The 12,704-nt window shown below is 54.3% G+C and carries 12 protein-coding genes; 8 read left to right on the forward strand and 4 right to left on the reverse strand.

The features are described 5' to 3' along the window. Window positions 1-93: 93 nt before the first annotated feature. Together AC2FFP_RS21955 and AC2FFP_RS21960 are read right to left on the reverse strand one after the other, a co-directional pair. Complete coding sequence (locus AC2FFP_RS21955) at window positions 94-1,314, reverse strand: flavin-containing monooxygenase (RefSeq protein WP_496714161.1); 1,221 nt, start codon at window positions 1,312-1,314, stop codon at window positions 94-96. Window positions 1,315-1,340: 26 nt separating this feature from the next. Further along, window positions 1,341-2,420: a class I SAM-dependent methyltransferase gene (locus AC2FFP_RS21960; protein WP_496881509.1), complete on the reverse strand. Its 1,080-nt coding sequence runs from the start codon at window positions 2,418-2,420 to the stop codon at window positions 1,341-1,343. A 253-nt stretch (window positions 2,421-2,673) separates the two neighbouring features. Between AC2FFP_RS21960 and AC2FFP_RS21965 the strand changes: the two genes are divergently transcribed. After that, a complete protein-coding gene (locus tag AC2FFP_RS21965) occupies window positions 2,674-3,708 on the forward strand; it encodes a GlxA family transcriptional regulator (RefSeq protein ID WP_372574889.1) in 1,035 nt (344 codons plus the stop codon). Window positions 3,709-4,166: 458 nt separating this feature from the next. On the opposite strand, the gene AC2FFP_RS21970 is transcribed toward AC2FFP_RS21965, so the two are convergent. Next, a complete protein-coding gene (locus AC2FFP_RS21970) occupies window positions 4,167-4,712 on the reverse strand; it encodes a TetR/AcrR family transcriptional regulator (protein WP_496881510.1) in 546 nt (181 codons plus the stop codon). Between the two features lie 124 nt (window positions 4,713-4,836). Between AC2FFP_RS21970 and AC2FFP_RS21975 the strand changes: the two genes are divergently transcribed. The 7 genes from AC2FFP_RS21975 (at window position 4,837) to AC2FFP_RS22005 (ending at window position 11,365) form a co-directional block, all read left to right on the forward strand. Then, on the forward strand, window positions 4,837-5,454 hold the full coding sequence (locus AC2FFP_RS21975) for an NAD(P)-dependent oxidoreductase (protein WP_496881511.1): 618 nt from the start codon (window positions 4,837-4,839) through the stop codon (window positions 5,452-5,454). Between the two features lie 254 nt (window positions 5,455-5,708). Next, the gene (locus tag AC2FFP_RS21980; RefSeq protein ID WP_496737737.1) at window positions 5,709-6,536 is read left to right on the forward strand and encodes a class I SAM-dependent methyltransferase; all 828 of its coding nucleotides are present in this window, start codon (window positions 5,709-5,711) and stop codon (window positions 6,534-6,536) included. A 241-nt stretch (window positions 6,537-6,777) separates the two neighbouring features. Next, window positions 6,778-7,263, forward strand: coding sequence for a GNAT family N-acetyltransferase (locus AC2FFP_RS21985; RefSeq protein ID WP_496737736.1), 486 nt, complete (start codon window positions 6,778-6,780; stop codon window positions 7,261-7,263). Between the two features lie 311 nt (window positions 7,264-7,574). Then, window positions 7,575-8,192 carry a GNAT family N-acetyltransferase gene (locus tag AC2FFP_RS21990; protein WP_480596544.1) on the forward strand — a complete coding sequence of 206 codons (618 nt, stop codon included), beginning with the start codon at window positions 7,575-7,577 and terminating at the stop codon, window positions 8,190-8,192. A 309-nt stretch (window positions 8,193-8,501) separates the two neighbouring features. After that, window positions 8,502-9,467: an ornithine cyclodeaminase family protein gene (locus tag AC2FFP_RS21995; RefSeq protein WP_298855251.1), complete on the forward strand. Its 966-nt coding sequence runs from the start codon at window positions 8,502-8,504 to the stop codon at window positions 9,465-9,467. A gap of 211 nt (window positions 9,468-9,678) precedes the next feature. After that, window positions 9,679-10,770, forward strand: a complete 1,092-nt coding sequence (locus tag AC2FFP_RS22000; protein WP_298855252.1) for a GFA family protein — start codon at window positions 9,679-9,681, stop codon at window positions 10,768-10,770. 313 nt (window positions 10,771-11,083) lie between these two features. Continuing rightward, window positions 11,084-11,365 (forward strand): HlyU family transcriptional regulator, encoded by a 282-nt coding sequence (locus tag AC2FFP_RS22005; protein ID WP_496726901.1) that lies wholly within the window; start codon window positions 11,084-11,086, stop codon window positions 11,363-11,365. Between the two features lie 226 nt (window positions 11,366-11,591). Here the strand turns inward: AC2FFP_RS22005 and AC2FFP_RS22010 are convergent. Continuing rightward, window positions 11,592-12,704, reverse strand: a 1,113-nt coding sequence (locus AC2FFP_RS22010; RefSeq protein WP_496881512.1) for an ATP-dependent DNA helicase, incomplete at its 5' end; no start/stop codon positions are given.

Raw genomic sequence — 12,704 nt, forward strand, 5'->3', positions numbered from 1 at the left:
GCCGTCGCCGATCCCTCCACATGCAAAAACGTGCCATAACGTTGTAGAAGATTGTTGGTTTGGAATAGGGCACATGGGTGCTGTTTGTGATGCTCATTGTTCTGCTCCTTTTGCGAAGCGGGGCTGCATCTGGGGACGATGGGCAACCTGCCGCTGGTGCGGCGCATTGGGTGCCCTTTCCGTGCGGGCGGCCACCTGCGAAGCGATGCGAACCGCGCTTACCCCGGCGGCATGGAAAAACCCCTGAAACACGGGAGCATAGCCTGTGAACCACAGGCCGGGATTGTTGACGTCTTCCTGCCCCATCGGCTGCCGCGGATAGCCCTTGGCATCCAGTGCACCAAGTTCACCAAAAAGCCGCTCAAGATCAGGCCTGTAGCCTGTTGCACAGATCACAACGTCTGGGCGAAGTTTACGGCCATTGGCCAGTTCGACGGTGTAGTCGCCAAAACCAACGACCTGAGGCACGGCCTCAAAGCGCCCCGCTTTCAGCGCAGCCACAAACCCGTCATCCAGCGCAAATGTCACGCCATCCTTGAGCATGCGAGAGCCGCCGCCAAGCTTATGGCGCGGCAAGCCATGGCGCCGCAGATTGCCAAAAAACGTCCATTGCATGAAGCCAAATACCGGATCGAGCGACCACTTTGGGAAACGCGCAAACAGGTTCGCCATGCGTTGCAGTGAAAAGCCCAGAATTTTGGACGGCAGGATCGAAGGTCCATGACGAACGGCGACCCAGACCCGGCCGGGGTTGCTGCGCGAGAGGTGGTTCAGCACATCGGAACCAGAGTTTCCGGCCCCGACAACAACGATATTCCTGCCGTCATAGTCCGACGGATCGCCAAATTCTGCAGCATGGATCACCTTGCCGCCAAAGTCCTCCAGTCCCGGCCAAACGGGCATTTCGGGCACTTTTTCGCGACCTGTGGCCACGACAACATCAGTGCACGTATATCTGTCGTTGTTGGTGTTGACTTGCCAATGATCGCCATCACGACGCACGGACAAGACAGACGTATTAAACACAATGTGTTCTTTCAGCCCGTCCGCGTAGTCGCCCAGATAGTCAACCACAGCGTCACGAGGCAAAAACCTGTCCATTGCGCGTGGCTCATGGTGCCCCGGCAGGCGGGTAAAATTGCGATGGATGTTCAGTCGAAGCCTAGGATGACGCGCGCGCCAAGGGTCAGCGACGCGATCGGATGCCTCAAGGATGGTGACAGGGACGCTGCGTTTGAGCAGTTCCGTGGCCGCAGCCATGCCGGACAATCCGGCACCGATAACGATGGCATGTGCGTTAGGGGGAATAGTCATTTTGTGTCTCCGTTGATGCTTTGAGGCTAAGGGCGCGCAAGAAAATAGGCGTTGAGCGGGTCGTGAGGCAGGCGATGGGTTTCAACCCGATCAAACCCCGCGCGGGCGAGGTATTCTTGCGCGGTTTCAACCCCCCACATCGCCCCAAGACCGGGGCCGCCCTGACCAATTGAAACCGGCGTGCAATGCATCAAAGACAGGCTGTACAGCAGCGGTGCAAAAGGGTTCTCGATGTTCTTTTCCAGATCACGTGACCCGCCGATGTCTTGCATCAGGAACAGCCCGTCATCGGCCAGAGAGTTTTTCACAAGATCCAGTAGGCCTTGCGGGTCCTTTTGGTCATGGACCGCGTCAAAAGCAGTGATCAGATCGTAGCTGCCCATTGTTGTGACGCCTGACAGATCCTGTCCACGAAAGGATAGGTTGGAAAGCCCGTTCCGATGTGCCGTGACCTGCGTTACCGCGAAGGCATCGGGGCAAAGATCGACACCGACAAACCGGCTGTTTGGAAAGGCTTTGGCCAATTCCATCATCGCCCGGCCTGCGCCGCACCCGACGTCAAGCACGTCAATGCCGCTTTCCAGCCGTGCAATCAGCCCGGGGTCTAGAGGCAGAATGTGTTCAATCAGCGCGGATACCACAAGCTGCGCACTGTCTTCGGCCATGACTTCGTGAAAGCGACAGTAATCGTGATACTGCGTCCCACCGCCATCGCGGAACCGGGCAACCATCTCTTCTTCGACCGACGCCATCACGCCGATAAACTGGCAGGTGACCGCCATATTGTCGGGCGCCGCCGCAGTGGTGAGAAAGGCTGCGTGTTCAGGGGGCAGAAAATAGGTTCCTGCCTTCGCGTCATATTCCACAACCCCGGAGGTCACCATCACGCCCATCCATTCGCGAACGTAGCGCTCTGCCAGGGCCGCGCCGTCAGACAACGCGCGCGAGGTTGAATTGGGCAATGCTGCCAATGCGTCAAACAGGCCGGAGCGATGGCCGATCGAAGACATAAGCGCCAGCGAGGCTGCGTTCAGCGCGCCACCCATGAGTTCGGCAAATCCTTCAGTCTTGGCCGTATCAAATGTGATTGCGGGTTGCTTGTTCATTGGAATTCTCCGGTCTGACAGGGTTTTGGCTTAAATGCTGGAGACTGTTTGGCAGCCGCGGCCGAGTCGCGATATGCTCAGATATGCCAATAACGGTGAATTTCAGACACCCTCACCCTTGTGCTACGGACCAGCGCCCTCCCTTGGAGGCACTCAATCGTGCGCGTTTTGGTCAGGAACGAGGCGTTGCGTAACGAGGTTTTTTGATGTAACGCCCAATAAACTCCAAAATAGGTGAATATCGGACACTCTGATGCTGCAAGAGAAATCCACCTGCCGAACTGCAGTTCTGACCATGCCCTGTGTCGGCACCTCAACCGCTTATTGCATTCTTGACGCGCTGGCGTCCGTCGGACGTGACTGGGAAATGTTGCATGGTACGGCCCCTAAACCGCCTGTTTTTGATGCGGCTCTGATATCGTGTGACGGCGCCGCCTATCAGGACATCAACGGACGGCGCATCACACCGGATGGATCGCTGGACAGTTTTGTAAAGCCCGATCTCGTCATCGTCCCAGACTTTCACTTCGCACCGGGAACTGGTGTCCCGGATGAATTCGCCCCGATGATTACCTGGCTTAAGAAAGCACGCGATGACGGAGCCTTGATCACCTCGGTCTGTTCCGGCGCTTATCTGCTCGCCGAGGCCGGGATGCTGGACGGTCTTGATGCGACAAGCCACTGGAGTTTCTGTGATGTGATTGCGCGGCAGTATCCCGACATAAAAGTGCGTCGCGAACGAATTCTGGTTCCGGCGGGAGAAGGGCACCGGATCGTGACAGCGGGTGGCGCATCATCCTGGGGCGATCTCGTGCTCTATCTGATCGGGCGCATCGCAGGCCCTGACGAGGCCCGTCGCATTGCCAAGATCTATCTGTTGCAGCCCCATACAGAAGGACAGTTGCACTATGCCTCGCTGACGGCTGGCACACAGCACGATGATGCACTAGTTGCAGACGCGCAGGTTTGGGCCGCTGATAACTACGCATTACCGAAGCCGGTCGCCGCCATGGCAGCAAGAAGCGGTTTGACTGAACGTAGCCTTTTACGCCGTTTTCGAAAAGCCACAGGGCAAACCCCGGTTGATTACGTTCAAACACTGCGGATCGAAGAAGCTAAACAGATGCTGGAAACTACGGATCTGCCAATTGACGAAATCGCCGGAGAGGTTGGGTACACAGAAACGTCGAGTTTTCGAAATGCTTTCCGGCGATATGTTGGAATGCCAGCGTCGACATACAGAAAGAAGCGGCTTCTACTCACGCAGGTCGGTTCCGAAGACGGCTGAGCATTAGGCTTTGCTCCCGCATGTTAGAGCTTTATCCAGCCCCGCGCGGTCGGGCTACCTAGTTGGCGTTTCTCGATATGGATTTCCGACAAAGGTGGACGCATGTTGAGCGCCTGATGCGGACCAGAGTCTGGCCACGGTGGCTCGAACCACGGCAGAACGCATTCCTTGGACCCCCCACGCGATCATCGGTCAAACAGTGCTTACGATCGTGCAGACTGCGCACCTGTGACTCGGTGCGACTGGTTATTAACGATCTGGTCAGGGAAGACCGGTCTGGCGACTTCAGCTGCTCTGCAGCGATGAACGTGCCGCACAGGCGAGCGAATGCTGCGTCAGCAAACATTCGGAAGAGCAACGGCGGCAAAGTCCGCAAAGCGGACATACATCGCGATTTTGCGAACGTCTGCCTCGAGCCCAAACTTCTGAGATTCGGCAGCGCGGCGAATGTCTGGCAATTAGTCAGGCTTGAGGAGGAAGAGATCGACGATCGGCTCAACGTCGATCTGCGTTTGGCCCGCTTCAAACAAGTGATGGTAAAGGATTGGGGCAACCAGACTGCGGCCAACGGCTTCTCTTTCGGCCCTTAGCCCATGGTCGGAGAGAATAGCGAGGATGGGCTGCAGAATAATGTCGTGCATCGCAACGTGAACACGCGCCATCAACGCGTTGTTGTTAGCCAACCGCGCGGCATTCAGGATGATGTCCCCCAATTTGCTGGATGCGAGGTTCTCCGACAGTAGCGAGAGCTCTGCGATCAGGTCTGCGCGCAATTCTCCGATCCGCTGTGCCGCGTAGGGTGTGGGATCGCAGCTTTCAAAAATCTCAACAATCAGATCGTCTATTGTCGGCCAGTGGCGGTAGATCGTCCCACGGGCGACACCTGTTTCTTTGGCAAGGCGAAGATGTGTAACCTCTGACCAGCCCTCAGTGAACAAAACGACTATGCCTGCGTTCAGCACCTTTTGCCGTGTCTTGGTTATCCGTGCGTCTTGCTTTTCCATGATCCAGCTCTGAAGCGCGTCTTTCAATTTGCCATCACGCACGAATTTTATAAGACATCTTGACTCATATCTCCACCCATGAAACTTATGAGACACCGCGTCCTGTAATCGAGGAGAATCCGGGATGAAGATCGCACTCTTTGGCGCAACCGGCGCAGTCGGTGGCTATTTCGTGAACAAGGCTCTAGCCGCAGGTCATGAGGTAACTGCCCTGGTCCGATCGCCGGAAAAGCTGGGCGAACAACCAAATCTTAGGGCCGTGAAGGGGGACGTGACAGATGCGTCAGATGTCCGAGCCGTCATTGATCAGGCTGATGTTGTGGTCAGCTGCCTTGGCAATGTCAAAGGCGTGCTGATTATGGAAAGAGCGGCGGAGGCGATCCTGCAAGCCGCCGTAGCGCAACCCAACCCGCCGAAATGTCTGTTTGTCAGCAGCATCGGCTGCGGCGGCACGTCTTGGATAGTCAAACAGATGCTCCAAATGATCGGCGGACGTGCGAGTTTCGCCGATTATGAACGAGCGGATGCCCGCATATCGCATGAAACGAATGTCCCCTATGTGCTGATCCGCCCCGCTGCCCTCAAGGAAAAAACCGGACATGGAAAGTATCGTGTGTTTCAAGGCAACGGAACGTTCACACGACCGATAGCCAAGGAGGACGTCGCCGAGTTTCTATTGGACGCGACGGAATCCGATCAGTGGAACGGCACCGGTGGTTTCCAACTAGCCGGTTGCAAGTAGCCAATTTCCCAAAGCCGACGTTCAATTTTTCTGCCAGATGTCCGCTGTGTCCCGCACATTACCAGTTCATGCGACGCGCGGCGAACGTCGACCCATCCCAGACCGATCCTTGGTGCAAATCGCGGCGAAAAGGTTGGAAGAGCCCACAGCAGACGTCATAACGCAATTGTCGGGAGGGTGTCGTTCGGCGCCAAGAGTGCTTCCATTAGCTTCAGAAAACTGTTGGTGCTACGTTGACTTGATTTGGAGGATGCATGACCGACCTCAATGATTTTGAAAAGATGGAGCGCGAAGGCTGGGCCAATCCAGCTATCGCCAAGGGTTATGCAGATGGGTTCGACCGAGCTACGCTCGTTGTTGCGCAAAGGCTTTCGGATGCGGTTTCGGCTGGATCTAAGTCAACGGTTCTTGATCTATGCACCGGGCATGGTGTTGTCGCTTCGGAACTTTCGGCAAGAGGCGCTTCTGTAACTGGACTCGACTTTTCTGCGGCTATGATATCCCTTGCTCAATCTGCTGTGCCGGGCGCTTCCTTTGTCCAAGGAGATGCGATGTCAATGGACTTTGCCGATAACAGTTTTGACGCTGTCACTATTGGTTTTGGCGTACCGCACTTTCCCGATCCTGAACGTGGTTTGGCGGAAGCGGCAAGAGTATTGAGACCGGGCGGGCGTATCGCGTTTTCAATCTGGAGAGGGAAAGGATCAGATGGTGCATTCGGTTGGTTGTTCGATGCGGTTGGACGCCTGGGCGACCCCTCGGTCACATTGCCCTTCGGACCTGATGCCCATATGCTTGTGGACCGCTCAGCTGCTGAACCTATGGTCGCCAAAGCGGGATTTGCAGAGGTTCAGTTGATCGACGTGCCCTCAGAACTGTATCTGCAGCAACCTGAAGGCTTGTTTGATGCCTTTGATCAGGGTGCCGTTCGCGCAGCATCACTTTTGGGAGCGCAGCCAGTCACAAAACGAGATGCAATTCGCTCTGATTTGGCGGCACGTACTCGCTCACAAGGTATTAAACACAATGGCGGTTTTCTGGTCCCGGCTCCGTCCGTCATCATTTCGGCCGTTCGCCGCTGATTTTTGCAAACTCTTCGTGATTATGCGCGTGCTGCGACTGGCAATTTTGTCCCGTTTTCCGGACCTTGGTGCCGCCTAAACCGACCCTATGACCTGCTGAAACCGTCAGATGAACAGTTCGAGCCGAAATCGGCTGAGGCTGCAATTCGCGCCTTTGGCTGGTTATCGATACGCTTTGCTGGCCGCAAGACAGCTTCGAGTTTCTTGGGCTATATCTCTCTAAGACACATGGGAGATTTGTATGCGCAATTTTAGAAATGCCCAAACCGCTGATGCGGATCGCTGCTTTGAAATCGAGATCTCCGCCTACGAAGGTGAAGAGGCTGCGACACACGCCAAAATCTGCAAACGGATTGAGACCTACCCCGATGGCTTTCTGATCCTCGAAGTGGATGGAGCGGTTGTGGGCTTCATCAACTGCGGATGCGCTCATGAGGTTGAGATGTCTGACGAGGACTTCAAGGAGCTTATCGGCCACGACCCTGACGCTCCCAATGTGGTCATCATGTCCGTCGTCGTAGACCCGACCGAACAAGGCAAGGGCCATTCAAGGTCTCTGATGGATGAGTTTGTTAGGCGGATGCAGCAGATGAACAAGGAGACGATCCATCTGATGTGCAAAGAGCATCATGTGCCACTCTATGAAAAGCTCGGCTATGGATATCTGAGGCGGTCTGCCTCCGACCACGGAGGAATGGCATGGCATGAGATGAGTATGCGACTTTGAAATAAAACTTGTTGTCCCTCAGCCAAGCGGGCACATGGCCTTCCAAAGGGAACGTCTGCAAAGCCCTGCAGATCGTGAGTTCGATCTTGCCCTGATGTTGCGTATGCAGCGAATGACCGCAAAGCGGGCTGCGACTACAGCATCAAGAACGCCTGCTGGGTGTCCGCTTAGGGCCGGTCTTCATCCAAGTGAAATGCGCCCGACCTCCGAATGTTGTATTGCCCCCACACGCCTCAGCCCAATTCAGTCATCCATCGTTGCTTGGGCAGGACAATAAATTGCGCATTTGACAACAAGTATTTGCGGCCCACATGCTGAAACGTGAAAATCGAGGTGGAACGACCAAAGGTAATTTCATGTTTAGATCATCAACCCGAAGTGAAGCAGAAAGCTTGTTAAGCGGACTTGCTCTAGGATTTTCTGCCGACCCATTCATGCGCTGGTTGTATCCTGAACCTGCCGATTTCCTTACCCACTTCCCGCGAGTAATGGACTTCTTTGGAGGGCGTGCATTTGAACAGGGCAGCGCGTTTCGAAACGATGATTTTACTGCTGGCGCACTTTGGCTTCCGCCAAGCATTCACCCTGACGAAGAACGGCTTGTCGCCTGTTTTGAGCAGACGGTCTCATCAGAAAAGCATGATGCGTTGTTCGAAACCTTCGGGCAGATGGACAATTATCATCCCGATGAGGACTGCTGGCATTTAGCTTTTATTGCGGTCGATCCAATTCGCCAAGGAAAAGGGTTGGGGTCCGCGTTGCTTGAATGCTGCCTCAAACGTTGTGACGAAGATGGAAGACCTGCTTACTTAGAGTCGACAAACCCTACAAATCTATCGCTGTATAAGCGCTATGGTTTCCAAGAGATGGGTCTAATCAAAGCCGACCAAGCCCCACCCCTGTTTCCGATGTTTCGAGCCGCCCAATAGCGGTAGATCAAACGGCTGCATTGTCCGCAACCTGTGAGTTTGTGCAGCGCCAAAATTTGCACTTGCAGCGAATGACCGGAATGCGGGCGCGGTCGCAGTGTCTCGACCAACCGGTGAAAGGCAGCTGTGGGCCGTCCTCGACGAGGCGCGGTGGCTCAAGGGTTCACATGCTGCGTCCGCACCGAGGTCTGCAAGGAACCCTCTTTGCCAGATTTCCGTTTCGCGGCGAAAGTCTGGTTCGCGACTTCGCGGATGACACTACAGTAGGCTATGCAATACCGTTCGCATACGCGCTAAGGAGTAGTTGCAATGGGCACCTTGGTTGTCACCGAAGCAGAGTTGAGAAATTGTCTTCCGATAGACAAAGGGTCGTTGGGCGCAACCGAGCGGTCCTTTTCGTGGATTTCGGAAGGGCGTATTTCAATGCCGCCAGTTATGCATATCGACATTGATGAGGATAGTGCTGTCGACACAAAGGGCGCTTTTGTGAATGGCATTGAGCATCTTGCTGTCAAAATCGCCACCGGCTTCTTTCGGAACCCGCAGATCGGACTGCCCAGTTGCAGTAGTATCATCGCTTTGATGAGCGCAAAGACAGGTGCCTTTGATTGTATATTCCTAGACAACGGATATTTGATGAACCTGCGCACCGGACTTGCCGGTGCGGTGGCTGCAAAGTACCTGGCACCCCAAGAAACCAAAACTGTCGGCGTGGTCGGCACAGGCGTTCAGGCCCGATATCAGATTGAAAGCCTCGCCCTTGTGCGTAGATTCGAACGCCTTCTGGTTTATGGGCGCAGCGCGGCATCTGTTTCGAGCTACTGTACTGAAATGACAAGTCTACTTGGAATTCCGGTGGAACCCTGCCAGTCCCTCGCGGATTTGGTGACGTCTGCGCAAGTTGTCGTCACTACGACCCCTGCGACGGAGCCAATCATTATGGCCGAATGGCTTCACACTGACTTGCACATCACTGCCATGGGGTCAGATTTACCAGGTAAACAAGAACTACATTCGAACGTACTCGAGCGCGCAAACGTCGTGGTTTGTGATGTGATTGATCAGTGCGTCATCGGCGGCGAGCTTCAGAATTTAGGCGAAGGCAGCAGAAAAGTATTAGAACTCGGTTCAATCATTTCAGGAGCGGACCAATTTTCGCGCCCAACTGGTGCCGTGACGATCTGCGACTTGACGGGAACTGGCGCACAGGACACCGCGATCGCGGTAGAAGCCTTTTACCGTGTGAAGGCTGCTAAATTGGGAACTTCGCTCTGAAAAGAGTCAGAAGCTGGTATCCACTTCCACGTACCGGACGGCAGCTTCCGCCCGCATACCAGATGTAACAGATTTCACTGAACGACCGTTTCTGAGCTCCAGGCAGTCGTTCAAATGCTATGTGGCGTGTCTGAAATTCAGGCGAAATCCTAATCATCGCAACCAACGACGCAGACTATGCGTGCTAGTTAAACTGCCATAACTTGACCACATGCCAAAGCCAGAGATCAGAAAACTTGCTGCTATCGTTTCGATCGATGTCGTGGGATACTCGGGCCTTATGCAAAGAGACGAAGCAGGCACTCTGACGCGGCTCGGCATGTATTTTGACGGCATCGTGTCACGTCTGGTCTCGACTCATAACGGGCGTGTAGTCAAATCGATGGGCGACGGCCTACTGATTGAGTTTCCTACTGCTGTTGATGCGGTCGCTTGCGCGCTGGAAGTCCAGACGGTTATGGCTGAACGTGAAGCTGATAACGCGGGTAAACAAAAAATCACCTTTCGTATTGGCGTAAATCTTGGTGATATTGTTGTCATAGGCGACGATATCTTTGGCGACGGTGTCAATCAGGCGTCCCGACTTCAAGAAATTGCCAAACCCGGTGAGCTCTGCGTCTCCGGGAGCGTCTTGGACCAAGTCAAAGAAAAGATTGAGCATTCGTTTGTAGATATTGGCCATCGAAAGCTGAAAAACATCGTTCAGCCTGTCCGCGCTTATCGTTCGACTTTGACAGCTTCCGGTGAAGAGGCGAAGCCAATTGGGTGGCCTTTCCTCACAGCGGCGAAAAGTGAACCGGTCACTGCAGGTGGATGTCTGTGCGGCGCAATTCGGTATCAGGTCTGGTCTCTGCCAGTTGCAGTCGGTTTTTGCCATTGCAGGCATTGCCAACTGGCTCTTGGCTCTCCTGTGAATGCATGGGCGATTTTTGAGAAGCCAAATGTGACTTTCGAGGGTGAGGAACCCGGTTTGTATGCTTCTTCGAAGCTCTCTGAGCGAGCCTTTTGCAAGAATTGCGGGACGAGTATTTATACCGACATTAGCGACATCGGGTATTATTCAATCCGGGTTGGAACACTGGACAACCCAGCCGATTTTCCACCCGAACTGCACTATGGAGTGGAAAGTCAAATCCCGTGGGTCGACATACATGACGACTTACCCAGAATTAGAACAGAAGAAGATCTGCGGATGTCCTCGCGTTGGGTTTCTGTAGGCGAACCAAGTTCTGGACCAACACCGTCGTCTTCTGAGACGCGCGTTGCCAACAGGCAAAAAAGAAAGAAGTCCGATCAGACCTGAGACAGTGAGTAACGGCAACTTTGTCCGCATTCCCGTCATAACCTAAGACACCGATATGCTCCCGCAGCGAAGGTCTGGAATGCGGGCTGCGAACGCGGCATTTCGACCCTCGGTCGAGTGACCGGTTTGGGCCGATCCGCAAATGTGAGATTGGTGCGGAGGAAAGGGTTTTCGCTGTCGATCGGGACGTTTGAGACCACGAACAGAGCGTACTATAAGATCGACGACCAGTGATCTGATAACAGGAGAAGCTACACGCCTGTCTTAAGCGGCGCTAGTCTCCGATCCTAGCAGTACTGAAAGGAGCCGCCCAATGCCCCTCTTTTCTAAACTTTTCGGTGTCAGCGAAAAGTCTGAGCCGGAGCCGGTTTCGTACAAGGGGTTCGAGATTTTCCCCGACCTGATGCCCGAAGGCGGTAAATACCGCCTATTGGCCCGTATCGAAAAGATCATAGACGGAGATCGCAAGACCCATACGGTGATCAGGGCGGATGTCTTTGAAAGCCGGGATCAGGCTGAAAGCTTCAGCATCGCAAAGGCGAAGCAGGTGATTGACGAACAGGGCGGACGCCTTTTCGGCTCAGAAAACCGGTAGCTTGAAGCCCGCTGTGCGATCGGCAGGTACCATGTGAATGGCTTAGTTCGCATGAAGTACGGACGCAAAGCGGGGTGAATTCCACCGATGTCACAGAAATAACCTGTGGATGCGTTCTGGCACCACGAGATTTTGAGATTCAATGCTCCCATGGACATAGCGTCAGGGAGCAACAACATTGGGCAGAAAGTGTCTGCCCAATGTTGCTTCTCGTATGAAAATGCTTCTAAAGGCGTGTGACCAGCGTCACGCTTTCAGAAGCCCGTGTAACGGCGGTATAGAGCCAATTCCTCGCATATTTGTCGAAGATGTGACTTTCGTCCTCTATAATCACGTGGTCCCACTGGCTGCCTTGGGCTTTATGAACTGTCAACGCGTAACCATACTTAAACTGCTGAGAATTTTTCCGTTCCTTGTCCGCCAATCTCTTTTCGTCGTCAGTAAAAAACTCCGGATGCACACGTACGCTGTAGTTTTCATGATACGGGAAGTCGCACGATTTCAGTTCCAACAACAAAGTCCCCGAAAACCGGGAATTCTTCGGTTCTGAGACGACCGTGAACATGCCTCCATTGACGATACCAAGGCCATGGTCATTGTGCTGACACACAAGGCGGTCGCCAACCTCAGGCAGGTCGCCGGCGCGCCCCAAGGCCCTGCGGATTTCTTCGTTGTAGTGGAAACGAGTGACGTTCCTACCTGCAAGGAGCTGGTCCGCATCCAATATCTCATCGATCTCAAGACTTCCGTCCGGCACCACACGGCTGTTCCCATAGGCGCCGTATTTCAGCGGTTTTCCTTCACGAATGTCTATCGCCAGTCGTAAGGCCGGGCTGTCCTTGGCCTGACGGTGGATTTCGGTCAGCATGGCGTCAGGCTTGGCGTTGGTGAGATAGCCCTCGCCGGCCACCGGCGGCAGCTGGGCAGGATCACCGAGTGCGAGGATAGGAGCTCCGAATGACATTAAGTCACGCGCTAAGTTTACATCAACCATTGAGCACTCATCGAGCACAATCAAGTCTGCATCCGCTGCTGCACTATCCGGATTGAGGTGGAAACTGAATTTACCAGCCGGTCCCTGCACAACCTTGTAGATCAGACTGTGGATGGTGGAAGCACCTTCACAGCCGTTGCGCTGCATCATCATAGCCGCTTTGCCAGTGAAGGCCGCGTAAACAACCCCTCCATTCAAACCGCTGGCCAGATGTCGCGCGATTGTCGTCTTGCCGGTGCCGGCATATCCGAAGAGCCGGAAGATCTTATGTCTGACGTCAGCACCAATGGGACAGTTTAAGTAGATTTGATAAGAGAGGGTTTCTGGCTCATCGTAACCGCCAAG

This window comes from Ruegeria sp. YTSC004, assembly GCF_059609805.1.